We start from the raw sequence: 24482 nt of genomic DNA, 5'->3' as shown, positions 1-24482 counted from the left end.
AGACGGCATTGAACGCAGAGACAGTGAATGTTGGCATCGTCGGCGCCGGCAATTGCGCATCTTCTTTCGTGCAGGGCCTGCACTACTACCGCGATGTCGACGACGATGCGGACATCCCGGGCTTGATGCACGCCAGAGTAGGTCCGTATCACGTCGGTGACATCCGAATCACTGCAGCATTCGACATCACTGCGCCCAAGGTCGGCAAAGATCTGTCGGATGCGCTGCTCGCGGCGCCCAACAACACACGAGTGTTCGCGCCAATCCCGCCGCTGGACGTCAAGGTCGCACGCGGCCGCACGCTCGATGGCATCGGCATGTACCTGGAAGACGACTTGATCGAGTCGGACGCCCCCGAAGCCGACGTTGTAAAGGTTCTGCGGGATAGCGGTACGCAGATCCTCGTCTCCTATCTTCCAGTGGGCTCGCAGCTTGCGACGGAATGGTACGCACTGCGCGCTCTCGAAGCGGGGTGTGCGTTCGTCAACTGCATTCCGGTGTTCATAGCTTCGGATGCCGACTGGCGACGTCGTTTCGAAGTGGCCCGGCTGCCGCTGCTGGGCGATGACATCAAGAGCCAGGTCGGTGCAACTATAGTGCATCGTGCGCTCGCCACTTTGTTTCGCGAGCGCGGCGTGCGCCTGGATCATACGTATCAGCTCAACTTCGGCGGCAATGCCGATTTCAAGAACATGCTGGAGCGGCAGCGGCTGGCGTCGAAGAAGCTCTCCAAGACCCGTTCGGTCGCCAGTCAGATCGACGTAGCGCCCGCCAATATTCACGTCGGCCCGAGCGACCACGTCGAGTGGCTGAGCGATCGGAAGTGGGCCTACATCCGCATGGAAGGCACGTCGTTTGGCGGCTCGCCGCTGAACATCGAGCTGAAGCTGGAAGTATGGGACTCACCGAACTCGGCGGGTGTCGTGATCGACGCTGTACGCTGCGCGCAGCTCGCGCTCGATCGCGGCGTCGGCGGCGCACTGACGGGGCCTTCGAGTTATTTCATGAAGTCACCGCCGCAGCAGTTCACGGATCACGTCGCACGCCAGCTGACGCTCGACTTCATCGCAGGCAAAGCCACTCAGGACCAGCCTCAGGATCAAACTCATGACCAACGAGCTCGTGCTCGTGCGCCACGCCACGTGCGAGCACATGGATGAGATGTTGCTGGGACGCACGGTCGACGCACCGCTCGCCGCCCTCGGCCTTCGGGAAGCCGAAGCAATGACCTGCATGCTCGCACCTCCGCAGGAAATATTGCTCGTGGCCAGCCCGCGACGCCGCGCGCAACAAACCGCGGCAGCCATCGCGGCACGCAGTCAGTGCGAGTTCGTCACCGCTTGCGACATTGACGAACTGGACTTTGGCCACTGGTCGGGGCAAACATTCAGCGAGCTCGACCAGGATCCAGCCTGGCGTCGCTGGAACGAGCAGCGCGACACCGCTGCGACCCCAGCAGGCGAGCGAATCGCAGACGTGCAGGAACGAGTGCTGCACCATCTGCATCAGCTGCGCGAGGCCTTTCCCGGCCGGCCAATGATCCTGGTGACGCACGGGGAGGTCATTCGCGCTGCGCTCCTGCATTGGCTGCAAGCGCCGGCAGATGCCTATCGACGACTGGCCATCAGCCCTGCTTCCGTCAGTCGCGTGAGTCTGAGCGACCGGGGTCCGCGCATCGACGGCATCAACCATCGGGCACCGTTATGAGAATCGTCATCTTCGGTTTGACCATCAGCTCTTCCTGGGGCAACGGCCACGCCACATTGTGGCGGGGCCTGTGCAAGGCATTGGCACGCCTCGGACACGAGGTCGTCTTCTTCGAACGCGACATGCCCTACTACGCCAGCAGTCGCGATTGGCCGTCGCTGCCACCCTCGCTGGGTGACAGCAAGCTGGTGTTGTACTCGGACTGGGCCAGTGTCGAAGCGGACGCACGTCGTGAGCTGGCCGACTGCGATACCGCGATCGTCTCGTCGTACTGTTTCGACGCGCAAGCTGCGACCGATGCCATCCTCGATGCCCAAGACCCACTAGCAGTGTTCTACGACCTGGACACGCCGGTCACGCTGGATGCGTTGCGCTCGGGCAAGCAGGTGTCATACCTGCCTTGGCGCGGTCTCGCCGATTTCGATCTGGTGCTCAGCTACACCGGTGGCGCCGCGCTCGACGCATTGCGAAGCGACCTGTCCGCGCGCCGGGTTCGTACGTTGTATGGCCATGTGGATCCGGACGTTCATCTATCGATTGCTCCGGTAGACCGCTATCGCGCCGTGCTGTCGTGGCTAGGCACCTACTCCGCGGATCGACAGGCGACGCTCGAAGAGCTGTTCGTTGCGCCGGCCCGGCTGCGTCCTCGCGAGAAATTCCTGATCGGCGGTGCGCAGTATCCGGATCACTTTCCCTGGAGCGACAACGTCTACTTTGTTTATCACCTGCCGCCGCAGGAGCATGCCGCATTCTTTTCATCGTCGCGCCTGACATTGAATGTCACACGCGAGCCGATGGCTCGTATGGGCTGGTGTCCATCGGGGCGACTGTTCGAGGCCGCGGCATGCGGGGCGGCAGTGCTTTCGGACGAATGGTGCGGTCTGGACGAGTTCTACGCACCGGGCGAACAGATTCTGGTCGCGCGCACCAGCGCCGAAACGTTGGCCGCCCTGAACATGAGCGACGCGGAGCTACGGGCAATCGGGCGCGCCGCGCGCGAGCGCACTTTGGACGAGCACACCAGCCTGCATCGAGCCAAGCAGCTGATCGGTTACCTGGAGGAGCTTCGGTCACCATCGCGAGCTCGCATACTGCAGTCTCCCCTATCGAGTTTCGACGCGAGGCCATGACCATGTGGGGCATCGTTCCTGCCGCGGGTCGTGGCAGTCGCATCCAACCGCTGGCTTTCTCGAAGGAGCTGCTACCCGTTGGGTCGCGCACGCTGAATGACACGCAGCGTCCGTGTGCTGTCAGCGAGTACTTGCTGGAGCGAATGATTCGCGGCGGTGCCGACAAGATTTGTTTTGTCATTGGCGCAGGCAAGTCCGACATTCTCGAGTACTTCGGCGGCCAATTTGGGGGCGCCGATCTCGCCTACGTCGTGCAACCCCAGCCTGCCGGGCTATGCGACGCTGTGTTTCGCGCGCGTGCCCTGATCGCGCCGAGCGATACCGTCGCTATCGGATTGCCGGACACCGTTTGGTTTCCAGATCACGGCCTGGCCGCATTGCCTGCCGACAAGTTGTCGTTCCTGCTGTTTCCGGTGCAACGTCCGGAACAATTCGACGCGGTGATGCTGGCCGACGATCAATTGCACGTGACCGAGATCCGGGTCAAGCAACCCGATCCGGGCACGCACTGGATCTGGGGCGCATTCAAGATGCCCGGCGTGGTTCTGCACGAGCTGCATCACCTATGGCAGCAGCGTAACGAGCGTGACGAATACTTCGGCACATTGATCAATGCCTATCTGGCGAATGGCGGAGAGGCACTCGGCATCAAGGCTGGCGAGGCCTACGTCGATGTCGGCACGTTGCAGGGCTATCGGGCTGCCATGCTGATGCTGAGCGAGACATCGCCGGGCTGCGACGCAATGCCGGCTTCGGCCGCACCTGAGTCCGCTCGTATCGAGGTGCGGACATGATCGAAGCCGCCATGATCTGGAACGAGCCCAACAACAAGTCGCACTGGGATCCGGACGTCGATCCGGGTTGGGCTCGCTTCGCGCAGATGGCATGGCTCGCCGGTCAGGCAATTCAATCCGCCAACGCTCGCTTGCCCCGCGTGCTGGGCGGCATGTCGCCGATCGATCCGTGCTTTCTGCACAATCTCGCCGGGCGCGGCGCGCTCGACCAGGTCGATGTGGTGGCAGTGCACGGTTTTCCGCTCGACTGGAATCTTTGGTGCATCGATGAGTGGCCGCAGAAGATTGCAGAGATTCGAGCGGCAACGCACCTGCCTGTCTGGGTCACGGAGGTCGGCGTTTCGAGCTTCGGTGCCGAGGAGGTGCAAGCCTGGGGCGTGGATCGAACGGCCTCATTGCTTCACGGCAAGGCGCCGCGCATTCACTGGTACAGTCTTTACGATTTGCCGCGAGCCTGGCCTGCGACCACGCGGCATCGCGAAGCCGAGGGCTCCTCCTATTACAGACATTTCTATATGGGCCTGCTGCGTGAGGATGGCACGCCCAAGCTGTCGCTGGAACGGTTCGGACAGCACACGCCGGCGATGGGCATCTGTCAGTGGTTTCATTTCGAGGACCACAGGCTCGATGACGCAGTGGTCTGGCTGAAACGCCTGGGCGTGCGCCATCTGCGCACCGGCTTGTCCTGGGCCGACAGCTTCCGGCCGAATGCACTCGCCTGGTTCGATCGGCAGATGGAGGCGTTACGAGACTTCGATGTCACCGTGACGTTCTGCTTCACGCCCGAGCACCTGGGCATCATGCCTCATCACACCAGCGCGCCGCGCGAGCCGGAGCGATTCGCCGAATTCTGCGCGTCGATGATCGAGCGCTACGCACCTTCGACAGCGAGCGATACGCCCATAACCAACGCAGTGGCAGTGGCATGAAACGCGCGTTCATCATCGTGCTCGATTCACTCGGTGTCGGTGGCGCCCCGGATGCCGACCGTTATGGCGATGTCGGCGCTGACACATTGGGTCACATCGCAAAACGCTGTGCCGAGGGCGATGCGGATCGTAGCGGTGTCCGTCGGCGCGCCTTGCACGTGCCCAATCTCGCTGCGCTCGGCCTCGGCGAGTGTTGTCATGTGGCCACGGGGACGGCGCCCTCGGGGCTGGAAATATCCTGCTGGCGACAGGGGCATGCCGGCGCAGCGGCCGAAGTTTCGACCGGCAAGGACTCGCAGTCCGGCCATTGGGAGATCGCGGGCAGTCCCGTCGATTTCGAATGGACCTATTTTCCTCGCCGGGAGCCGTGCTTTCCGCAGCCATTGATCGCCGCGCTGTGCGAGCGTGGCGGCTTCGATGGCGTGCTCGGTAACAAACATGCGTCGGGCACGCAAATCATTGCCGAGCTCGGCGACGAGCATCTGCGCACGGGCAAGCCCATCTGCTACACCTCCGCGGACAGCGTCTTCCAAATCGCAGCTCACGAGCAGCACTTCGGCCTGGAGCGCCTGTACAGAACATGTGAGATTGCTCGCGCACTGCTCGACGAGATGCGCGTCGGTAGAGTGATCGCCCGCCCCTTCGTGACCACCGAGCGTGGCTATCGGCGAACGTCGAATCGTCGCGACTACGGAGTGCCTCCTCCCTTCCCCACGCTGTTGAGCCGCGCTCGAGATGACGAACGCGAGGTGATCTCAGTCGGCAAGATCGGCGACCTGTTCTGCCACACTGCGACCGGCCGCGAGTTGCACGGCAAGGACAACGACGCAGTGTTCGATCAGGCCCTCGATGCGATGAGCCAGCTTGGCCAGGGGGGACTGATGTTCGTGAACCTCGTGGATTTCGACACGCTGTACGGCCACCGCCGCGACGTGCCGGGATATGCAGCTGCATTGGAAACTTTCGATGCGCGCCTGCCCGAGTTCCTGCAGCAGCTCGACGCGGGCGATCTCGCCATCATTACCGGCGATCATGGCTGCGATCCGACCTGGACCGGTTCGGATCACACCCGCGAATGCGTCCCGGTGCTCGCCTTCGGCCCGGGTCTTTCGCAACCTCGATCGCTCGGCCAGCGCGCCAGCTTTGCGGACATGGGCGCGACGGTCGCTCGGCACCTGGCGCTGCCTGCAGGCGGCCGTGGCCATTCATTTATATGGTAGCCCGCCATGGATCCATGGACCGAAGCCATGCGCCGAGGCGATTTTGGCTCCGCCTGGGCCATCAGCGACCACGTTCTGCACGAGCGCATCGGTCGTGGCGATATTTGCACGCACCTGCCCCGACATGAGCAATTCGTCTGGAACGGCGAGCCACTGACCGGCCGGCGGATATTCGTCCGCTGCTATCACGGCTTGGGCGATACATTGCAGTTCGTGCGACTGCTCGCGCATCCCCGCTTGCGGGCTGCTGAAATCACACTATGGGTGCAGCCCGCACTGATCAAACTGCTGCAAACAGTGCATGGCGTCGATCGCATCCTGCCGCTGCACGAGGGCAATCCGGGCCTGGACTACGACGTCGACATAGAGATCATGGAACTGCCGCATGCATTGCGGCTGGCCGTGGACGAGCTGCCCGGCCCCATGCCCTATATCTATGTGCCTGCCTCGGCGATCCGGGCAGCGGCCTCGCGGCGGCGGCGGATCGGTGTGTGCTGGTCGGCTGGCGAATGGGATCCCAAACGATCGCTGAGTACGGCCGAACTGCGCTACTGGGGGAAACTGAGCGACATACGCTGGTTCAGTCTGCAGTTTCCGCCCGCGACCTGTTCGCTACCCGCCGCCCCGATCGCTTCCCTCGATATCGCGGAAATGGCGGCTCGCATGCAGTTGCTCGACCTGATCATCACCGTGGACACGATGACGGCACATCTTGCTGGCGCGCTCGGGCTGCCAGTCTGGCTGCTCCTGCCCCACGATGCCGACTGGCGCTGGATGCTCGGCCGCGACGACACGCCGTGGTATCCCACGATGCGACTGTTTCGTCAGCCCATGGCGGGCGACTGGAGCACGGTCATCGAACAGGTGCATGACGAGCTCGCGCACCGGGTGCACTGAGCCCGTTCAGTCGAGCGCTCGATATTCGTTGAGCTTGTTATAAAGGGTCTTGACGCTGATGCCGAGCACAGCCGCAGTCCGGGTCTTGTTTCCCGAGCAGCGGCGCAATGTTTCCTTGATAACCACGCGCTCGACAGCGGACAGCGACATGCCCTGCCGGAAAGTCACTTCGGAATCCGCGATCACACCGGGCTCCGCGATCTCGGCTCCGTACTCCGACGCGCCTCGCAGATCGACTTCGTCGTCGGCGAGAATGAAAGCCCGCTGCATCGTGTTGTGCAGCTCGCGAACGTTCCCCGGCCAGCTGTGCTCCTGCAGATAGCGCACCGAATCCACCGAAAATTCCTTGTTCGAGCCTTCGGCCTGGTTCAGCCGATCGAGAAAACTCTTCGCCAGCAGATACACATCCTCGCCACGCCGCCGCAACGGCGGAATGTGCAGATGAAACACCGCGAGTCGATACAACAGATCGGCGCGAAACTTGTTCTCGGCCAGCGCATCCGCGAGCGGCCGATTGGTCGCCGCGATCACTCTGGCGTGCAGTGGAATGTCGCGATCGCCGCCGACGCGACAGAAACGTCGCGTCTCCAGGGCCCGCAGCAGCTTCACTTGCATTTCGAGCGGCATTTCGCCAGCTTCATCGAGAAATAACGTACCGCGGCCGGCGCGCTCGAAGTAGCCAGCCTGTGAGCGGACCGCACCGGTGAAACTGCCGCGCTCATAACCGAATAGCTCGGCCTCCACCAATGTCGCGGGGATTGCCCCGCAGTTCACGGCAACGAACGGCTCATCGCGACCGGCACTCAAGGAATGGATGGTCTCGGCGACCAGCTCCTTGCCCGTGCCACTCTCGCCGGTGAGCAGGACGCTGACCGCCGTGGGTGCGACCCGCTGCAAGCGATGAAACAAATCCGTCATCAGCGTGCATTCGCCGAGCAGGCGCCCCAACCCACCCGGCTGGGGAAGTTCGTCGCTCGCTTCGCGCGCCGCGTTGGCGGGCCGAGGCCCCGTCCAGCAATCAGCAGCGGAAGGACTGATTCTCACATCTGCTCCAGATGGGTTCGGCGATGTTCGCTTTCGCGAATGCGCGGCCAACTATCCCGTGTTGCCACGCTCCGTACTCACATAAGACGCGCCAAGCTGGCGTGGTTCCCGCACCTGCGCCTCGTCCAGATACCAGGGCATATCGATGACAGTGAGTAGCGAGCCGCCATGTTCCAGCAGCTGGCGTCGCAAATGCCTGGCCCGTTGCGTGTGTAACAGACGCTGATACCAGTGCTGCTTTATCAACTCGGGAATCAGCACGGCGATAGCCCGTCCCGGATGTGTCACTTGCAACTCACGTGACAATCTCAGGATCGGCCGGTGAATGGTGCGGTATTGCGCCTGCAAAATGCATAACACCGGTGGTTCGCGTCCGACGGCATGACAAGGGTCGACCACATTCCGCTGCCATTGCTCGCGCAAATCGTTGTGTCGCTGCTCCGAATCCGGCCCTTCCAGGTGCGCCAGATGAATACCGATCACCTGCGGAGACAAGCTCAATGCCAGCGCGACAGCTTTTTCCGCCGGCGAATTCCAATCGTCGATGGCCACCAGCACGACCGGTGGCGCGACGTTGGCAACTTGCAACGGCGATGGCTGGTGAGCGCGCGACGCTACCTCGTCGTAGTAACGGCGGATCGATTTGAGCAACAGGATGACGGCCGGAATGATCAGCACCGTGATCCATGCACCGCCGAGGAATTTCGCCGCCACAATGACGACGAGTGCGGTCCCCGTGGTCGCTGCGCCCACGGCATTGATCGCGAGGTGCATCTGTTGACTGCGCCTGGTCCGTCCCGCCGAGGGTTTACGCAACAAACGCAACCAGTGAATCACCATGCCGCTCTGTGACAGGGTGAAAGTCATGAATGCGCCGACGGCGAACAGCGGAATCAGGTGATCGGTGATTCCGCCAAACACGATCAGCAATCCGCCGGCGGTTACGGCGAGATACAGAATGCCCACGGAAAACACCAACCGGCGACCCGCCACTGCGAACGGCCGTGGCAAATAACCATCCTCGGCTACGACGTGACACAGACGTGGGAAGTCCACGAAGCTGGTATTTGCCGAGAGCGCCAGCACACAGAGCAACGAGCCGATTGCCACGTAATACAGCGGACCGTTGCCGACGACGGCGCTCGCGAGTTGCGAAAGCACGCTGCGATAGCCTGCCTGAGCCTGATCCATCGCGCCGATTCGATAGGCTGTCGCAAGGTACGCGATTCCGACCAACAGCAGACCGAGGACGCCGACGATCGCTGTGAGCGTCCGATGACCGTATTTCACTGTCGGATCGCGAAACGCGGTCATGCCATTGCTCACCGCCTCCACCCCCGTCATCGCTGTACAGCCGGCGGCAAAGGCTCGCAGCAACAACCACACGCTGACTGCTTCGACCGTTTTCGGCAACGGCGGTGGCGTCACCACGGCAGCAGGACTGCCGCCAATCAACACTTTCCAGACACCGACGCCAATGATGATGACGAAGCTGATGACGAAAGTATAAGTCGGCACGGCGAAAACCCGTCCGGCATCGATCGTGCCTCGCAGATTCATGACGGTGATGAACGCAAGGATCAGCAGACACAGCGGCAGCATGTATTCGTGTAGCGCTGGAACTGCCGATATCAGCGCGCCGACGCCCGCTGAAATTCCCACCGCGACGTTGAGCACGTAGTCGATCATCAGCGCGGCGGCCGCGAGCAGGCTCGCGTTCGCACCAAGATTTGCTTTGGCGACGATGTAGGCGCCGCCGTTGTGTGGATAGGCGCGGATGGTCTGCCAGTAGGATGCGAACAGAATCGCCAGCAAGCCGACGATCGGCGCCATGACCCAGCCGATGTAACTCAGGCTCGCCGCACCGAGCGGAATCAACACTGAGAGCGCAGCTTCCGGCCCATAGGACGATGAGCCGAGCCCGTCGAGTCCCATCGACGGCACGCCCTCGAACGCACCGATCCTGCGTTCGCGCATCTCGCGATTCGCCAATCGACGTCCGAGGATCAGGCTACGTAACGACACACCCACTAAGGCGAAGCGCAAAGTGAGAGTTCCGGGCGGCGCACGGCACAGGCGTCCTGCTGCTGTGGTTTATTTTCTCGCCGCCATCCCCACTATGCAGGGATGAAGCAAGCCGAGATCTTCCCACCAGCGTTGCCGCCAGGGCTGATCTATCGGGAAGACTTCATCACCCCCGAGGAAGAGCAGCGGCTGTTGTCGGAGATTCAACGGCTGTCGTTGCAGGAATCGCAGTATCGGCAATACACCGCGCGACGACGGACTGTGAACTTCGGGTTCTCTTATGACTTCACTCATCTGCGGTCGCAGCCGGCGCCCGCCATTCCTGAATTCCTGACCCCTTTACGCACGCGCGCTGCCGAGTGGGTCGGGGTGCGACCGGAAGATTTCGTGCAAGCCTTGATTGCGGAATACCAGCCGGGCACCCCGTTGGGCTGGCATCGAGATGTGCCGGACTACGAAGTGGTCGTCGGCTGCTCGCTTGCCGGCACTGCCCGGCTGCGCTTCCGTCCGTATCCGTGGTCTGCGGAAAAGAAAAAGCAGGTGTTCGCGCTGCAGCTCGCGCCTCGCTCGGCATACATCCTGCGGGATCAAGCCCGTTGGGGCTGGCAGCATCACGTGCCGCCGACCAAAGAGCTGCGCTATTCGATCACGTTCCGCACGGCCAGCGAACAGCTTCGGCGCAAAACCTGACTAAGACTTCTCCTTAAGTGGCACCGCTGGCTCCTCGCAAATGCCGAAAATTGAGAGCCCGGTAGCACTCCGTTGCGCGCATGCCGCCGATGACTCACGCACAATGCGCAGCATTGAGTGCGCCAGCGACGCACGAACCAACGCCCACAGTTTCGATCGACATGAATTGCCTTGCGCACATCGGCCCAGTCCTCGCAGCGCTCACGGTTGCGACCACGAGCGCGCATGCCGAGGCAGTGACGCGGCGGGAAGATCAATTCAAAGCCGCCTACGTGCTCAACTTCGTGAAATTCGTCGAATGGCCGGCTGCCCGGAGCGACACTCCACTGACGATCTGCTTCGTCGGTGGCGATGGCGTGTACGCCGCGCTGAATAGCCGCATCGCGAACAAGCGCGTCGGTGCGCGCTCCCTGGCAGCATTGAAACTCGCCGAGACCGCCTCGACCGATAGCTGCAACGCGCTGTACATCGAGGCGTCGCTGGCCGCCAGTTACCCGCTCGCTCCCGAGTTGCCGCTGCTGACCATCAGCGACGCGGCGAACTTCACTGCCTGGGGCGGAATGATCGGGCTGTTCACCGAGAATCACCGGCTACGCTTCGTCATCAACGCGCGCAGCGCGCATCGAGCCGGACTGCGTATCAGCTCCGATCTGTTGAAACTGGCCGCCGACGTGCAGCGGGGGCCGAAATGAACGCGATGAAGCAGTGGTTCGAACGGCTGCCGATCGGCGGCAAGCTCACCATGCTCGCGATCCTGGTCAGCGGCATGGCGCTGCTGCTGGCCGGCCTGGTGCTGACCATCGCCGACTATCGTGCCGATCAGCTCGAGATGTCGCGCCGCCTGCATACGCAAGCGAAAATCACTGCGCGTGACAGCGCTGCAGCGGTGGCGTTCGAGGATCATGAAGCAGCAGCTCGGTCGCTATCCGCGTTGAGCGCCGATTCGGCGATCGTCGCGGCGGAAATTCGTGATGCGAACGGCGACGTGCTGGCTCGTTATGGCGGTGATCTCGCTACGGCTGCCGAACCCGATCGGTTCGTGCATGTGCAGACCGACATCGTGCTCGACGGCACCATCGGCTCGGTGCACCTGTGGGCCAAGCGGGATGAGCTGAACGAAGGCATCCACCAGCGCATCATGCTGCTGACGCTGGTGATCGCCGGCGCACTGGGCTTCGCCGGCCTCGCGGCGATTGGCATGCAACGCTTCGTCTCCAAGCCGATTCTTGCCCTGTCGCGGGCGGCCGAGAGCGTCACTCGCTCGCGCGACTACAGCCTGCGGGTTCACGTCCACAACAACGACGAAATCGGCCGGTTGATCGTCGCGTTCAACGACATGCTCGGCCAGATCGAAGCTCGCGACCGCGAACTGCTGCGCGCGCGGGATGAATTGGAACAGCGCGTTGCGGCCCGCACGCATGAGCTGGCCACCAGCAACAGCCGCCTCGCCGATGCCACCCGACGCGCCACCGAATCTGCAGCCAGCGCCAGCGCAGCCAGCAAAGCGAAGAGCGAGTTTCTCGCCAACATGAGTCATGAGATCCGCACGCCCATGAACGGCGTGCTCGGCATGACCGATCTGCTGCTCGATACGCAACTCAACCCGACTCAGCGTGATTACGCGCAAACCATCAGGGACAGCGGCGCCGCGCTGCTGACCGTAATCAACGACATTCTGGATTTCTCCAAGGTCGAGGCCGGCAAGCTCGAGCTGGAAGCCGAGGACATGGATCTGCGCGATACGCTCGAAGACGTGGCGCGCCTGCTATCGGTGCAAGCCCATGCCAAGGGCCTGGAAGTTACATTGCAGATCGATCCGGATCTGCCCGGCGCCATTCAGGGCGACGCCGGACGCCTGCGGCAAATCCTGCTGAATCTGGGCGGCAACGCCGTGAAGTTCACCGACAAGGGTGAAGTCTCGCTCGCGCTCAGCGTGCTCTCCAGCGATGCGCAAGGCGTGTTCGTTCGCTGCGAGGTGCGCGATACGGGCATCGGCATTCCGCCCGATCGCATCAAGGCGCTGTTCTCGCCCTTCACTCAAGTCGATTCGTCGACCACGCGCAGGTTCGGCGGCACCGGCCTGGGATTGTCGATCGTGCGCCGCTTGGTGGAGCTGATGGGCGGCGACGTCGGAGTCACCAGCCGCGAAGGCTCCGGCTCAACCTTCTGGTTCACTGCGCGCTTCAAACATGGTCATCCGGTGACCGGTGCATTCTCGCTGCTGGCGACTGCGATCCGTGGCAAGCGCGTGCTGATCGTCGATGACAGCGCCACCAATCGCGAGATACTCACGAGCCAGCTGCAGATCTGTGGCATCGAGCCAGCCGCGGCCAGCAACGCGAGCGATGCGATCAGATTGATGCGCGAGGCACACAGGAACGGCCGGCCGTTCGACGCCGCTTTGCTCGACTATCAAATGCCCGACTGCGACGGCGCCGAGCTGGGCCGCCGCATCATCGCGGATGCGGCGCTGAAGCTGACGCGCCTGATCCTGCTGACGTCGTCTGGTCAGCGCGAAGACAGCCGCAGCTTCGCGTCCCTGGGTTTCGCTGGGTATTTGCTGAAGCCCGTCACACAACGCGATCTGGTCAAAACCTTGCAGCTCGTGCTGGCTCAGCACCCTGAGGTCTGGCATCTGCAGTCACAGGCCATCGTCACCGGCGAGCGGCTGCAACTGGCCACGCTCGGTGCCGAACAAGCTCACATCCTGCTCGCCGATGACAACATCGTGAATCAAAAGGTCGCAGTACGACTGCTCGAAAAGCTCAGCTATCGCGTCGATGTAGTCGACACGGGCAGAGCCGCAGTCCATGCGTGGCAGTCGGGCCGGTACGATTTGATTCTGATGGATTGTCAGATGCCCGATCTGGATGGCTATGAAGCCACGCGTGCGATTCGCAAGGCCGAGGACGGCGGCAAGCGCACTCCCATCATCGCGCTGACGGCGCACGCCATGAAAGGCGCGGACGAGGAATGCCGGGCAGCGGGCATGGATGGCTATTTGTCCAAACCCATCGATCGCGCGCTACTTAAAAGCACTCTGGCAGCCTTTCTCGGCCGCTGATGATTACGGATACTCGCGTCATGAGTATCCGCAGGCTCCACTCGCAATTGCGCGCGACGATTGTCGCGCTGACGCTGCTCGCCCTCGCCGCCTGCGCGACCGTTCCCAACCGTCCGCCGCGTGCCGCGAAGTCTTCTTACGGATGTATGCAAACAGTCGTGAAGGAACGGGTGCCTGCGAATCTGCCCGATAAGAGACAGCACTGTCTCGCGGGCGGCTTGATCGCCCGCTACTGCAGCGGCACCGAGGCGTACATGGCAGGCGCCGGCAAAGAATTAAAAGATCTGTTCGGCAGCGGCGATCCTGAATGGGCCGACTGGCGGGCCGATCGGGTCGGCATCGCTTGCGCCCGCTCGGCCAACAACGACGAAGAGCTCGCGCAGTGCTGCGAGCAGCGCGGCTATTAGGGCCTGTAAACACTCATTTGATGGACTGCGTTGTGCCTCCAATCGCCTGCAGCAAGGCGCAAAGCGCAGCCCTTATGTCGATAAGGGCAAGCTTTGTAACGCAGCGGCAGGCGATTCGAGGCACAACCCATTTAATGAATAAATATCCTTGGATGGGACGAGCTATTGCGGTTCAGGACGTCGTTGCTCCTCCCTTGTGTACAGAGAGTACACGGCGGTCGTCCCGCCTAGCCCTGAACCGCAATAGCTCGTCGCAGTCCATCAAATGAGTGTTTACAGGCCCTAACCCGACTGCGGACAGCCGCGCAATTCCAGACGCAGGATGCGGCTCTGACCGACCTGAAACACGCTGGTGTCGATGGTCTGGCCCGGCTCTTTCAGATCTACATCGACCCAGAACACCGAACCGGCGCGCTTGCGATCGCTGATCTGCGGCGTCAGACCGATAGCTCGCACTTCCTCGGCCCGGCGTTGCGCACGTTGATAGTCGGAGAACACGCCCAACGACAGCACGTTCGGCGGGTCGGAGCCCGGCATCAAGTAAACATCGGAGATGCCGTTGGCATTGATCGTTCTGAGCGCCTGCTCTGCAGCGTCGCGCGAGGGGAGATCGCGAACGCTGACCCAATAACCGGTCCACAGCTCGCCCTGCTCCACACGCTGGCGCGGCTGAAATCCCATGCTGCGTAACGTGGCTTGTGCTTGTGACGCCTGGCCCAGGTCGGCGAACGGGCCGACGCTGCTGCAAGCCAGAGCATCTTGACGCGCGGTCGGAGGTAGCTGAGCGGGCTGCACCGTGCCCGACGATTCGAGCGGCGCGACTTGCGGTGGGACCACATCGCGCACTTCGGCGACAGTCTCGTCCTCGTCATCGTCCTCTTCAGGTTGCTGATCTGCCGGCGCGCTCTGTGCTTCTTTCGCCAGCACGATGCGCGGCGGTGGAGTGGCCATGCGCAGCGGCACGCGGTCGAGGCTGCCGACCTGCACATCGATCACCTGGGACCAGATGAAATACAGGGCGTTGACCAGCACCAGCAGCAGACAGAAGGCGCGCATGCAGTTGTTATATTTGAGCGACTAGCGCCGCTTCTTACCTTTCTGGCTGCTTTGGCCCCAGTACGCGGCGATGTCCGCCACCTCAGCCGGCGTCAATTGCAGCGGCTGCTTATGCTTGACCTTGCCGGCAACGATGTCGCGGATCAGACCTTCCAGCGAGGCCGTGCTCTCGCCTTCCCAATCGTCGGCCTCGTGGCACTGGCTGCATTTGGCCTGGGAGACGGTCTTGCCGGCCTGCACATCGGCCGCGAGACCCGACAGCGGCCACCCGCTCAGCGCCAACAGCGCCGCAGCTGCGGTCAATGGTCGGAATCTCGAGCTAGCCATCCCAGCATCCTCAGTTTGCTCCCCGCCTCGGAACGAGCCGGATGATACACGAAGGCTCCCGCATCACCGCGCCCGGCGGGATCAGGCGGCGGATGATTCAGGTTGGGTCGCGACCACTGCCAACCCCCGCAGCACCAGGTCGGGAATTTCTCTGCCCACGCACCGAACTGCCCCCTGCAGGCGGGCTGCGGCACCACCAGTGAACAACAGCACAGGTGCTTCACCGAGCTGCTGTTCGAGTGTTTCCAGTGCGCGCTCGACCAGCGCCGCCAGCGATTGGATTGCGCCCTGCTGAATCGCGCCCAGGGTGTTGTCGGCAAATAACGCGTCCCGGGCCTGGCCACCCAAGGCGCGATGAGCAATGTCGCTGGTGTTCTTCAATAGACTGGACACCATCAGGTCCGGCCCCGGAACGATCACGCCGCCCAGGTGCTGACCGCCGGCGTCCAGGCCATCGATGGTCATGGCCGTTCCGACACTGACCACGCACAGCGGCCTCGGCTCGAGCGCCCGCCCACCGAGCAGGCACAACCATCGATCCACGCCGAGCTTGGCCGGTTCCGGATAGGCGTTACGAATGCCGGCCTGCGTCGCCGGCGAATGCACGAAGCGAGGCTCGATCTGCCACGTCGCTGCGATTGCGGCTCGCGCCAGCTCGGCCATGCGCGGGCCACCGACATTGGCGATCAGCACACGCTCGGTGCGCGGACCTGAATTCAGAATCTGCTGAACGAAATCATCCGGCGTCCAGCTGGCATGCACGGCAGCCGCTTGCGGGCCCATGCTGCCTGCATCGAAACGCGCCCACTTGATGCGCGTGTTGCCAATGTCGATGAGCAACAGCATCGCGATCAGCTCTTCACCGCGCGCAAGCTGACTTCGCCCGAAACAAACTTGCGCAGCTCGCCATCGACATCGACGAGCAGCGTGCCGTCCGTTGCGACGCCGCGCGCGACACCCAAGGTCGTTTGCGAGCCGCTGATGACCTTGACCGGCGCATTCGCCAGCGTGTCCAGCTCGTGCCACTCGTCCTTGAACGGCTCGAAGCCGTGGACGGTGAACTTCTGCAGCATGTCCAGCAGCTCGGTGGCGACGGCGCCGATCAATGCGTTCCGGGTCGGAGTCTGCCCGTGCATGATTTCGTGCACGTCGGCGATCAACGCTGCCTCGCGCTCGGCGAGCTGCATGCGAGTTGCAGCCGGCATGTGCACGTTGATGCCTATGCCGATGATCACTTGCGCCGGCCCGGCCGATTCTCCGCGCATTTCGATCAGGATGCCGCCGAGCTTGCGGCCTTGCCATTGCAGATCGTTGGGCCACTTCAAGCCAACGCCCGCGATGCCCAGACGCCTGAACGCCTTCACCACCGCCACGCCGACCGCGAGGCTGAGCGCCGAAAACGTCGGCGGCGCCTCGGTGAACTGCCAGCCCAACGACATGCAGATGCCGCTGCCAAAGGGCGCAATCCAACTGCGTCCGCGCCGGCCACGGCCTGCGTTTTGCACTTCAGCCGTGCACAGCTGAAATCGACCGGATTGCGGCGGCGGCAAATCGGCGACGAAGCGATTGGTCGAATCGACGGTCAGCAGCACGTCCGCCCGCTCCAGCTGCGAGCGAGTCGCGGCCGGCAGCGAGTCGACGATCGCCTCTTTGTCGAGCAGATCGACGGCGCGTGGCAATCGATATCCCTGGCGCGGCACCGACTCGATGTCGACGCCCAACGCCTTGAGCGAGTTCATCAGCTTCCACACACCGGCGCGCGAGATCTTCAGCTTCTTCGCCAGCTGCTCGCCGGAATAGAACGAGCCTTCCGCCAGCATGGCAAGCAGCCGCTGACGGCGCGCCTGTGCCTGAGTTTTCGGAGTTTGGGACTTGCTGCTGGCAGGCATGAGAATCAACGGGGACGCAGCAGCCACAGCCGCTTGGCCCGGCTCTCGGTACCGGCACGCATGCGCTCGATGTTGCCGCGATGGGTGTAACAAACGAACAGCGTCATGGCGCAGCCGAAGACCAGCATGGCCATCGACGGCTGCGCCTCGGTGAGCACCAGATAAACGGGAAACGAAGCGACCGCGAGCATGGTGCCGAGGCCGACGAAGCCGGTCAGCATCACGGCCACCAGCCACACCGCGAACACCGGCAGGATGGCGACCGGCTTCAGGCCCACCAGCACGCCAATCAGAGTCGCCGCACCCTTGCCGCCGCGGAATCCATACCACACTGGATAAACGTGACCCAGCACGACCGCCGCCGCGCAGGCCACCGCCAGCCAGTCGCGCTCGACCTGCGGATCGATGCCGATGCCCGGCAGATTCATCGGCGCCAGCAAGCCGGCCGCGAGCCAGCCCTTGCCGATATCGATGACCATGACCCACAGGGCGAACGACCAGCCTTGGGTGCGCAAGGCATTGGTGCCGCCGGCATTGCCGCTGCCGAGCTTACGAATGTCCACACCACCGCGCAGCTGGCCGACCAGCAGGCTGCCGATCAGCGAGCCCAACAGGTAGGCCAGCAGGGTTTTAACGCCAAGTTCCAACATTTGGCGAAATTATAGTCGTTTCTTCCTGGGCAGATGCAGCTCGGCCAGCATGCAGCGGACGCTGCCACCGCCCAGCTTCTCGATGGTAGGGATGGGCGCGGCGACAATCGGACCGGCGCTCGCTGCCAGCGTGGCTCGCTGCTCGGCAGTCAAGGCATCGTGTGCGCGCTGGGACATTGCGACCACACTGCCGGTGAGCGACGAGCCCAGCTCCAGCATGTTGCCGGCGAACGCGCTCATCTGTTCGAGCGACAGCTCCACGACGGCGCGGCCTGTACCGCGCAACTGATTCAGCACGCCTTCGCGCTCGTCCTCGCGAATCGCGTTCAGACAGACGGCGGCGAATCGCTCGCCCACCGACATCAGCACATTGGTGTGATAGATGGCCTGGCCGTTGGCGTCGTGCGCTTCGAACGCCACGATGTCGTAGTCGAGCTGTTGCGCGAAGTCGCCGAGCACATCCAGGTCGGTGCGTGGCGAGACGCAGGCATAGGCAATGCGATGCATGCGATCGAGCACCAGACTGCCCGTTCCCTCCAGGTAACGGCCAGTGTGCTCGTGACGGGTCAGATCGATGACCCGGGCGGCGTGAAAGCCATGCTGCACACTCAAGGCTTCGATCAGATCCAGCCGTCGCTCGAGCCGCCGATTCTCGGCCAGCATCGGATACAGCACGACCGTGCCGTCGGCATGGAAGCTCACCCAATTGTTCGGGAAGATCGAGTCCGGCGTATGCGGCTCGGGCGTGTCCTGGAACGCGTGCACGCTGACGCCCGCCTGTTCCAGCGCCGCCACCAGGCCATCGAACTCGCGTAGCGCCGCGGCCTGATTGGCCGCATCCTCACTGCCTGCATCGACCTGCTGGAAGGCGTTGGACGACCGGGTCTGTGGATTGCCGGCGAAGGCCACCGGCCGGATCATCATGACGTCGCTGGAAATTTGTCGATCGGCCAGGCTCATGGTGCCCCCTACGCGGTAGGGCGGCATTATGGCGCCTCAGCTCTTGAAGTCGATATTGAATCGGGTCACCAGGCGCGCCGCTCCATCGATGCGACCGCTGGCGATCAGCGTGGTGGTCGGCACCTTGGCATCGAAGCTGCGCGAGATCCATCCGGTGGGCTGCGGACGCTCGACGCCGCGATGGACATCGCAGCGCAACTCCTCCGGCAGGGTCATCGACAGCAACACGTCGCCGCATGACACGCGAACGTCGCGACCGTTGGCCACGACCGCACATTGCTCGGCGAAGTGCCAGAAGATCTCGACTCGATGGGTGCCGCTGCCGAGCAACTCGTCGGTGACTTGCAGACGCGACTGCTGCTTCTCGAACTGAATCTCACGACGATGCGTCACCGGATGCTTCAGTCGCGAGTAACCGTCGTGACTGGCTACCCAGCGATCGACCAGCGGTGTGCGCTCGAGCGCGATCACTTGCGCCTGCGCGTGCTTGACCCAAAGAAAGTTGCCGCCGCTGACCGATTGATCGACCCCGTCGATCCGCACGGTGTTGTGCGCCGACGTGCCCTTGAAGTAATCGCGCCACACTCGTTGCGTGTGATACGCGTAGGTGCCCGGATCGATCAGTATTTCCTTGCCGCCGACGCTGAGCGTGAACGACAAAGCATCCGCATGGCCGTGCGCGGCGATCGACAGATAGCCCAGCGGACCGGCATCGGCGACCAGGCGCACTTCGCGATTCGTCTCGAACCGATCGCCGAGGATGTAATAGCCGGCTTGCGGAAAATCCCTGCGCACAGGCAGGGACACGCGCGCCATGTCGATAGCCTCGAATCTGGCCGCTGCTTCATCGCCGAGCAGCCAGCGGGTCTTGTCATCGATCTGCGCAACCGTACGTCCCGAGCCCGCCTTGAACTTGAGCTCGGCGGAATCGAACAGCACAGCGCCGGTCGCCAGCAGCGAGTGATAAACGTCGGCGGCCGCCGGATCGAGCCGGGCGATGATCGCATCGTCGGCGTCGCCGAAGTTCGGCACGTGACCGCCAGCATCCATGATGCTCGCGATGTATTGCAGCATCCCGCGCAGCCGATGCCAGTAAGCGGTGCTGAAGTCACAGCCGTTGGCGCGCGCAATCAGGCCGCTGACAATCATCATGTCGGCGACTTCATGATGATACCAGTTCGCCTGCTCGCGATTGACCCCGTCCTCGGCGGTCTGCAGCAGCATCTGCTCCTCGAGCTCCCGCTGCGCCATGCTCTTCCAGCGCCGGCTGCGCTTCCACAGCGGCCAGGTGAGCGAGGCGACGAACAGCCCCATCAACTCGCCGAGCAGATGATTGTTCGCGGATGAGTAACGCGAGAAATGACCGGCGATGAACTGGCAATGCTGATACACGCTGGTCAGCCAGCGCTGCTTGAATGCTTCACCCGCCGCGCCTCGAAACAGCGGCGAGCCGTCGCCGCCCAGCAAATGCCACGCGAACGACCAGTTCACCAGTCGGATCGAATGTTCGAGGCTGCTGGTCCAGTGCACGCCCGACGGATACGGACATTGATCGAACCAGGATGTGAGCAACGTGCGGCAGCCTGCCGCGTACTCATCTGCTCGCGTCAGGTGCCAGGCTTGCGCCAATGTCACGAGCTGCGCGTGGCGGCTCGGCTCCCACAAATATTTGATATCGCCGACCAGTGACTCATCGCGATAGTTGAGCGTCTTGCCGAACTGTAGCGGCGCCTGTCGGCCCGTCTTCGGATCGCGGTTCCACTGCGGCGGAAAGCCCAGCGCAGCGGCCGACATCGCGAACACAGGAAAACGACCGTCGAGAATGGCATCGGCGGCGTGGCGATACTTATCGACGTCGAATCCCGTCGGGAGCGTCGCAACCCACGGCGCGCCAGTTCTCTCCTGCGCAGGCGGCGGAGGCGCAGCTGAGTGCAGGCCAAACTGTTCGACGCTGGCCTGGACACGTTGCTTGACCCGGTAACCGACTTCCCACCCGCTCATCGCCGACAGACGATGCAGCTTCCACTTCAGACTCATGGCTTGCGCCTCACGCAATGTTTCCGTGGGCACGCGTATTGTTCAGCAGCTCCTTCACCGACGGCCGATGAATGACGAAAGGCGTCTTGCCGCGGGCCGTGCGCTCCAGCGCGGTCACGCTGCGAATCTCGACGTGCATATTCCTTGGCAGCTTCTCGCGGGCGTTGTGCATCAGGCGATCGCGATCGCGCTCGCTGTACTCGTCCATCGGCAGGACCAGAATCGCGACCTTGCTGGGACTCTCCTGAATCACCTGGATGCGCACGATGTTGGCCACATCACGCTGGAAGTGACTGATGCCGGTGACTTTCACGCCATCCGGTGTGACCAGGATGTCGCTGTCACGCCCCAGCACGCCGGAGAAGGTCCGTAAGCCCAGCGCCAACTCTTCGAGCTCGTGCTCTCCCCACGCAGCCGGCAGACGAATCAAGTCACCGGTGCGATAGCGGATCAGCGCCATCGAGCGATTCCACAGCGGCGTACCAATGACCTCGTACAACCTGGAATCGCCATCCACACCCGCCGGCTCAAACTCCACATGCGCATAGCCAGGCAGGAATCGATACTCGCTTTGCGCCGTCGCATAAGCCAGGGCAACGCGCTCGGCCTGACCGTAGTAATCCAGCAGCCTGCAGCCCAGCGTATGTCGGGCCGCGTGCCAGACCCTGGGGTGCAGCACTTCGGACGAACACAGCACCGCAGGAATGTGCAGTCGTCGCTTCGCGCGCTTCAACAGGAAGCACAGCGCTTCGAGCGATGTCGGGTAGCCGAGCAAACACTCCGGAGCAAATTCATCGATGGCGCGGGCGTACTCCTCGAGCGTCGCTGCATTCAAGTGCGTCGACGACAGCACCAGCTTATTGCCGCCACCGGCGTGAACCCAGTACGGCGGCTTGAAATCGTTCGGATCCTTGATGGTTTCGGTGCGCAGGACCACGCACTTCGCAGAGCGCGCCTCGACGCCGACCTTTTGCATCAGACGATCGATGCAGACCTGCTCGAACACCACCGAAGGCAGCGAGCGCATGATGTCCAGGGGCGCACCCGATGTGCCGCCCGTATTCGCCTTGATCGTGAACAGCTGCGAGCCGACGGCGAACGCTTTCGGCGCGGCCCGCACTTCGGCCTTGGTCAGCAATGGCCAGCTCGCGATGTCGCCACCGCCTCGTACGATCAAGCCATAGCCGCTGCGGCTCGCCGGCCACAGCACCTCGCTCAGGCGATCACGCGTCCATTTGCGGCGCTCGTTGAAGCCGGCGCGCTCGAGGCGCTCGAGCTCACGTTGTGCATCGGAGTAGAACAGAGGGTTGCGACGTACGGCGGTATCGCCGACCTGAAGCAGCTTGAGTTTTTTTACCAGCGCTTGCATGCCTGATCCAAATGAGACGCGCTCAGCGCGCCGTCACTCGCCCATGGCCGTTGGCGACGGAGCGATACACGGCGCACATGCGATTCGAATACTGTTTGACGCACAACGGTTCCACAGTGGCGCGAGCCAGGCGCCCCATGTGGACGCGATCCTCTTCCTTTGACACCAGTCTCTCGATGGCCGCGGCGAGCTGAGATATATCGCCGGGCGGAATCAGCAATCCGTTCGCGCCGTTCACCACATATTCCGGAATGCTGCCGACGGGGGTGCAGATGGGCGGCAATCCCCAAGCCATCGCCTCGAGCAACGACATCGGCAAGCCTTCGGTGTGCGACGGCAATACGAATGCATGCGCCGCGGCCAGCAGTCTGTCGCGCTCGGCCACATCGACCCACTCGCGAATCTCGACTACATCCTGTACACCCAGCCGGCTCGCTTGCTCGCGCAGCTGCGGAACGTCGCCATTGCCGGCGAGGGTGAACTCGACTTTGGCGCGACACGCCGGCGACAGCCGGGGCACGGCCTCGAGCAGGTCGAACACGCCCTTGCGTTCGGTGATCAATCCGAAATAAACAAAACGGACTTTGCCGTCCCGAGCTCGCTCCGGCACGGCCTCCGGTAATCGCACCGGGTTGGGTAACACCACGATGCGATGCTTGGGCACACCGATGGACTCGAAGAACGTCCTCCATCCTTCACCGAGCACGACCAGACGCTGCACGCTCTGCAGCGTGTTCAACGTGATCGAGCGCGCTCTCGGCGACATGCTCGCCCAATGCTTCTGATACCCGCCGCCATGCGCGTGCATGATGACGCTCGCGCCCCGCGCCAGGGCGACGCGCGCCAGAATGATCTTGCGAATGTTGCTGGCGCCGCTGGCGAAGTGGATGTGGACCACATCGGGATGCTGCCGCAGCTCCAGAGTCAGCTTGGCCAGCGACTGCGCGAAGGTCACGGCTTTGGTCCACTTACCCCCTTCGACCATAGTGGCGATGTGAGTGGCACGCACGTCCTCGGGCAACGCATCCAGAAGCAGTCGCTCCACGCCCGATACACCGCCGCGGACATTCAGTCCGGGGCCTAGCATCACGACGCTGGAGGACTCACGCATGCCTGACTGCCTCACGCTTACCGAACATGCTTTGATAGGCCGCTAGCATTCCTTCCCACGAGAATTCTCGCTGCGCGCGCATGGCGGCGGCCGTAGCCATTCGAGTGCGCAACACGGTGTCCAGTCGCAATTGATTCAATAGACCGGGCAACTGTCGCGGCAGATCCGCCACATCGACGATATAACCTTCCTTGCCGTGCTCGATCATTTCCGACGCGCCACCGGTGCGCGTCAGTACCACGGGAAGCTGCATAGCCATCGCTTCGAGCGCTGCGTTCGAGAAGGTTTCGGATAGCGACGGCAGCACGAACACGTCGAATGCTCTCAACGCGGCGCGCACGTCGGGCAACGAGCCCGTGAACGTCACTGCTCCCGCGATTCCGCGCTCGGCGGCTCGCCGCTCCAATGTCGATCGCATGGGCCCGTCGCCGACGAGCATCAGGTGCACGTCGGCGCCCGAAGCCCGCAGTTCTGCAACGGTGTCGAGCAATGGCAGCTGATTCTTTTCGGCCACGAGCCGGCCGACGCTGCCGACAACGAAGGCATTCTCACTGATTCCGTACTGGGCTCGTTGCCCGGCGGCGCCAACGCGCGCTGCCGCGAATCGGCTCAAATCGACGCCGTTGTAGATCACGCTGGAACGCGGCCGCATCGGGCTGTCGGCGGACAGCCAGACATCTCTCTGCAGCTCGCAGCCATACACGGTCCAGTCCAGATACCGCAGCACGCGCAGATAAAAGTCGCGCCTCCATCTGACGCGCATTTCCGTCGTATTCATCAATCCGATGGTTCGCGGGCGGTGCTGCGCCCAGCGCGTAGCCATGACGACATACAACGCGGGATACAGATTCACGGACACTACGTTGCGGGGACGGTGCGCGTCGATGAGATCTCTCAGCACCGCATTGGCCTTGAGCGAGAACCGGCCCTGCCGCGACAGAAAGAACGTCGCCACACTCTCACCGATCTCCTGCAACAGTTCCGCCGGCTCGTTCAAGTACGCAATGCCGACGCGCATGCCGCGCGTACTCAGCACGTTGGCCAGGCGCACGACCTTCTTTTCCGAGCCGCCGACCCCGAGGTTGTTCAGCACGAACAAGACATCCATCATCTCGCCCCCGGCGGACCGGAGCGAACCGATTTCAGGCTGGAGCTTGGCTTCCACGCTCGCCATGT

At 63.0% G+C, this 24482-nt stretch carries 23 protein-coding genes; 11 read left to right on the top strand and 12 right to left on the bottom strand.

Features of this window, described 5'->3' with window-relative positions; all coding sequences use genetic code 11:
* Positions 1 to 8 precede the first annotated feature (8 nt).
* From D0550_RS10580 to D0550_RS10550, 7 genes are read left to right on the top strand one after another with little or no spacing between them, the layout of a single operon-like run.
* A complete protein-coding gene (locus tag D0550_RS10580; protein WP_116809310.1) occupies positions 9 to 1160 on the top strand; it encodes an inositol-3-phosphate synthase in 1152 nt (383 codons plus the stop codon).
* Positions 1108 to 1707: a histidine phosphatase family protein gene (locus D0550_RS10575; protein ID WP_116809155.1), complete on the top strand. Its 600-nt coding sequence runs from the start codon at positions 1108 to 1110 to the stop codon at positions 1705 to 1707. The genes D0550_RS10580 and D0550_RS10575 overlap by 53 nt, the downstream gene beginning before the upstream one ends.
* Positions 1704 to 2837, top strand: coding sequence for a CgeB family protein (locus tag D0550_RS10570; RefSeq protein WP_116809154.1), 1134 nt, complete (start codon positions 1704 to 1706; stop codon positions 2835 to 2837). The genes D0550_RS10575 and D0550_RS10570 overlap by 4 nt, the downstream gene beginning before the upstream one ends.
* A 2-nt stretch (positions 2838 to 2839) precedes the next feature.
* Positions 2840 to 3631, top strand: a complete 792-nt coding sequence (locus D0550_RS10565) for a sugar phosphate nucleotidyltransferase (protein ID WP_116809309.1) — start codon at positions 2840 to 2842, stop codon at positions 3629 to 3631.
* Positions 3628 to 4560, top strand: a complete 933-nt coding sequence (locus D0550_RS10560; RefSeq protein ID WP_116809153.1) for a glycoside hydrolase 5 family protein — start codon at positions 3628 to 3630, stop codon at positions 4558 to 4560. The genes D0550_RS10565 and D0550_RS10560 overlap by 4 nt, the downstream gene beginning before the upstream one ends.
* Positions 4557 to 5780: a phosphopentomutase gene (locus D0550_RS10555; RefSeq protein ID WP_116809152.1), complete on the top strand. Its 1224-nt coding sequence runs from the start codon at positions 4557 to 4559 to the stop codon at positions 5778 to 5780. Before D0550_RS10560 ends, D0550_RS10555 begins: the two co-directional genes overlap by 4 nt.
* A 6-nt stretch (positions 5781 to 5786) precedes the next feature.
* Positions 5787 to 6677, top strand: a complete 891-nt coding sequence (locus D0550_RS10550) for a glycosyltransferase family protein (RefSeq protein ID WP_116809151.1) — start codon at positions 5787 to 5789, stop codon at positions 6675 to 6677.
* A gap of 6 nt (positions 6678 to 6683) precedes the next feature.
* Here D0550_RS10550 and D0550_RS10545 read toward each other — a convergent pair whose 3' ends face one another.
* Positions 6684 to 7721 (bottom strand): sigma-54 interaction domain-containing protein, encoded by a 1038-nt coding sequence (locus D0550_RS10545; RefSeq protein WP_153067111.1) that lies wholly within the window; start codon positions 7719 to 7721, stop codon positions 6684 to 6686.
* Positions 7722 to 7772: 51 nt separating this feature from the next.
* Positions 7773 to 9698 carry an APC family permease gene (locus D0550_RS10540; RefSeq protein ID WP_206606196.1) on the bottom strand — a complete coding sequence of 642 codons (1926 nt, stop codon included), beginning with the start codon at positions 9696 to 9698 and terminating at the stop codon, positions 7773 to 7775.
* A 150-nt stretch (positions 9699 to 9848) separates the two neighbouring features.
* On the opposite strand from D0550_RS10540, the gene D0550_RS10535 reads away from it, so the two are divergent.
* From D0550_RS10535 to D0550_RS10520, 4 genes are all read left to right on the top strand, one after another.
* Positions 9849 to 10436 (top strand): alpha-ketoglutarate-dependent dioxygenase AlkB, encoded by a 588-nt coding sequence (locus D0550_RS10535; RefSeq protein ID WP_116809148.1) that lies wholly within the window; start codon positions 9849 to 9851, stop codon positions 10434 to 10436.
* Positions 10437 to 10597: 161 nt separating this feature from the next.
* Positions 10598 to 11128: a YfiR family protein gene (locus tag D0550_RS10530; RefSeq protein ID WP_161965755.1), complete on the top strand. Its 531-nt coding sequence runs from the start codon at positions 10598 to 10600 to the stop codon at positions 11126 to 11128.
* Positions 11125 to 13500, top strand: coding sequence for a hybrid sensor histidine kinase/response regulator (locus D0550_RS10525; protein WP_116809146.1), 2376 nt, complete (start codon positions 11125 to 11127; stop codon positions 13498 to 13500). Before D0550_RS10530 ends, D0550_RS10525 begins: the two co-directional genes overlap by 4 nt.
* 20 nt (positions 13501 to 13520) lie before the next feature.
* Positions 13521 to 13907 carry a hypothetical protein gene (locus D0550_RS10520; RefSeq protein ID WP_153067110.1) on the top strand — a complete coding sequence of 129 codons (387 nt, stop codon included), beginning with the start codon at positions 13521 to 13523 and terminating at the stop codon, positions 13905 to 13907.
* 282 nt (positions 13908 to 14189) lie between these two features.
* Here D0550_RS10520 and D0550_RS10515 read toward each other — a convergent pair whose 3' ends face one another.
* The 10 genes from D0550_RS10515 to D0550_RS10470 form a co-directional block, all read right to left on the bottom strand.
* Positions 14190 to 14963, bottom strand: a complete 774-nt coding sequence (locus D0550_RS10515) for an SPOR domain-containing protein (RefSeq protein WP_116809144.1) — start codon at positions 14961 to 14963, stop codon at positions 14190 to 14192.
* A 21-nt stretch (positions 14964 to 14984) separates the two neighbouring features.
* Positions 14985 to 15290: a hypothetical protein gene (locus D0550_RS10510; protein WP_153067109.1), complete on the bottom strand. Its 306-nt coding sequence runs from the start codon at positions 15288 to 15290 to the stop codon at positions 14985 to 14987.
* Between the two features lie 81 nt (positions 15291 to 15371).
* Positions 15372 to 16136 carry a type III pantothenate kinase gene (locus D0550_RS10505; RefSeq protein ID WP_116809142.1) on the bottom strand — a complete coding sequence of 255 codons (765 nt, stop codon included), beginning with the start codon at positions 16134 to 16136 and terminating at the stop codon, positions 15372 to 15374.
* Positions 16137 to 16141: 5 nt separating this feature from the next.
* Positions 16142 to 17179, bottom strand: a complete 1038-nt coding sequence (locus D0550_RS10500; RefSeq protein ID WP_116809141.1) for a biotin--[acetyl-CoA-carboxylase] ligase — start codon at positions 17177 to 17179, stop codon at positions 16142 to 16144.
* A 5-nt stretch (positions 17180 to 17184) separates the two neighbouring features.
* Positions 17185 to 17829 (bottom strand): glycerol-3-phosphate 1-O-acyltransferase PlsY, encoded by a 645-nt coding sequence (plsY, locus tag D0550_RS10495; RefSeq protein ID WP_116809140.1) that lies wholly within the window; start codon positions 17827 to 17829, stop codon positions 17185 to 17187.
* Between the two features lie 9 nt (positions 17830 to 17838).
* The gene (gene ctlX / locus D0550_RS10490; RefSeq protein WP_206606195.1) at positions 17839 to 18789 is read right to left on the bottom strand and encodes a citrulline utilization hydrolase CtlX; all 951 of its coding nucleotides are present in this window, start codon (positions 18787 to 18789) and stop codon (positions 17839 to 17841) included.
* A 36-nt stretch (positions 18790 to 18825) separates the two neighbouring features.
* Positions 18826 to 20826 (bottom strand): heparinase II/III family protein, encoded by a 2001-nt coding sequence (locus D0550_RS10485; RefSeq protein WP_116809139.1) that lies wholly within the window; start codon positions 20824 to 20826, stop codon positions 18826 to 18828.
* Positions 20827 to 20836: 10 nt separating this feature from the next.
* Positions 20837 to 22195, bottom strand: a complete 1359-nt coding sequence (locus D0550_RS10480; RefSeq protein WP_116809138.1) for an AMP-binding protein — start codon at positions 22193 to 22195, stop codon at positions 20837 to 20839.
* Between the two features lie 22 nt (positions 22196 to 22217).
* The gene (locus D0550_RS10475; protein WP_116809137.1) at positions 22218 to 23306 is read right to left on the bottom strand and encodes a glycosyltransferase family 4 protein; all 1089 of its coding nucleotides are present in this window, start codon (positions 23304 to 23306) and stop codon (positions 22218 to 22220) included.
* On the bottom strand, positions 23299 to 24480 hold the full coding sequence (locus D0550_RS10470; protein WP_116809136.1) for a glycosyltransferase: 1182 nt from the start codon (positions 24478 to 24480) through the stop codon (positions 23299 to 23301). The genes D0550_RS10475 and D0550_RS10470 overlap by 8 nt, the downstream gene beginning before the upstream one ends.
* Positions 24481 to 24482 lie beyond the last annotated feature (2 nt).

The organism is Steroidobacter cummioxidans, assembly GCF_003104955.1.
Note: the sequence above shows the minus strand (reverse complement) of the source record. Positions and strands in the feature narration are given on the sequence as shown.

Bases quoted from the DNA above. Each gene is read 5' to 3' on its own strand.
- D0550_RS10505 (WP_116809142.1), bottom strand. From the start codon at position 16,136: ATGCTGTTGCTCATCGACATTGGCAACACGCGCATCAAGTGGGCGCGT.
- D0550_RS10575 (WP_116809155.1), top strand. From the start codon at position 1,108: ATGACCAACGAGCTCGTGCTCGTGCGCCACGCCACGTGCGAGCACATG.
- D0550_RS10530 (WP_161965755.1), top strand. From the start codon at position 10,598: ATGAATTGCCTTGCGCACATCGGCCCAGTCCTCGCAGCGCTCACGGTT.
- D0550_RS10535 (WP_116809148.1), top strand. From the start codon at position 9,849: ATGAAGCAAGCCGAGATCTTCCCACCAGCGTTGCCGCCAGGGCTGATC.
- D0550_RS10470 (WP_116809136.1), bottom strand. From the start codon at position 24,480: ATGGCGAGCGTGGAAGCCAAGCTCCAGCCTGAAATCGGTTCGCTCCGG.
- D0550_RS10550 (WP_116809151.1), top strand. From the start codon at position 5,787: ATGGATCCATGGACCGAAGCCATGCGCCGAGGCGATTTTGGCTCCGCC.
- D0550_RS10565 (WP_116809309.1), top strand. From the start codon at position 2,840: ATGTGGGGCATCGTTCCTGCCGCGGGTCGTGGCAGTCGCATCCAACCG.
- D0550_RS10560 (WP_116809153.1), top strand. From the start codon at position 3,628: ATGATCGAAGCCGCCATGATCTGGAACGAGCCCAACAACAAGTCGCAC.
- D0550_RS10475 (WP_116809137.1), bottom strand. From the start codon at position 23,306: ATGCGTGAGTCCTCCAGCGTCGTGATGCTAGGCCCCGGACTGAATGTC.
- D0550_RS10480 (WP_116809138.1), bottom strand. From the start codon at position 22,195: ATGCAAGCGCTGGTAAAAAAACTCAAGCTGCTTCAGGTCGGCGATACC.
- D0550_RS10520 (WP_153067110.1), top strand. From the start codon at position 13,521: ATGAGTATCCGCAGGCTCCACTCGCAATTGCGCGCGACGATTGTCGCG.
- D0550_RS10525 (WP_116809146.1), top strand. From the start codon at position 11,125: ATGAACGCGATGAAGCAGTGGTTCGAACGGCTGCCGATCGGCGGCAAG.
- D0550_RS10570 (WP_116809154.1), top strand. From the start codon at position 1,704: ATGAGAATCGTCATCTTCGGTTTGACCATCAGCTCTTCCTGGGGCAAC.
- D0550_RS10540 (WP_206606196.1), bottom strand. From the start codon at position 9,698: ATGCGCGAACGCAGGATCGGTGCGTTCGAGGGCGTGCCGTCGATGGGA.
- plsY (WP_116809140.1), bottom strand. From the start codon at position 17,829: ATGTTGGAACTTGGCGTTAAAACCCTGCTGGCCTACCTGTTGGGCTCG.
- ctlX (WP_206606195.1), bottom strand. From the start codon at position 18,789: ATGAGCCTGGCCGATCGACAAATTTCCAGCGACGTCATGATGATCCGG.
- D0550_RS10500 (WP_116809141.1), bottom strand. From the start codon at position 17,179: ATGCCTGCCAGCAGCAAGTCCCAAACTCCGAAAACTCAGGCACAGGCG.
- D0550_RS10515 (WP_116809144.1), bottom strand. From the start codon at position 14,963: ATGCGCGCCTTCTGTCTGCTGCTGGTGCTGGTCAACGCCCTGTATTTC.
- D0550_RS10485 (WP_116809139.1), bottom strand. From the start codon at position 20,826: ATGAGTCTGAAGTGGAAGCTGCATCGTCTGTCGGCGATGAGCGGGTGG.
- D0550_RS10555 (WP_116809152.1), top strand. From the start codon at position 4,557: ATGAAACGCGCGTTCATCATCGTGCTCGATTCACTCGGTGTCGGTGGC.
- D0550_RS10510 (WP_153067109.1), bottom strand. From the start codon at position 15,290: ATGGCTAGCTCGAGATTCCGACCATTGACCGCAGCTGCGGCGCTGTTG.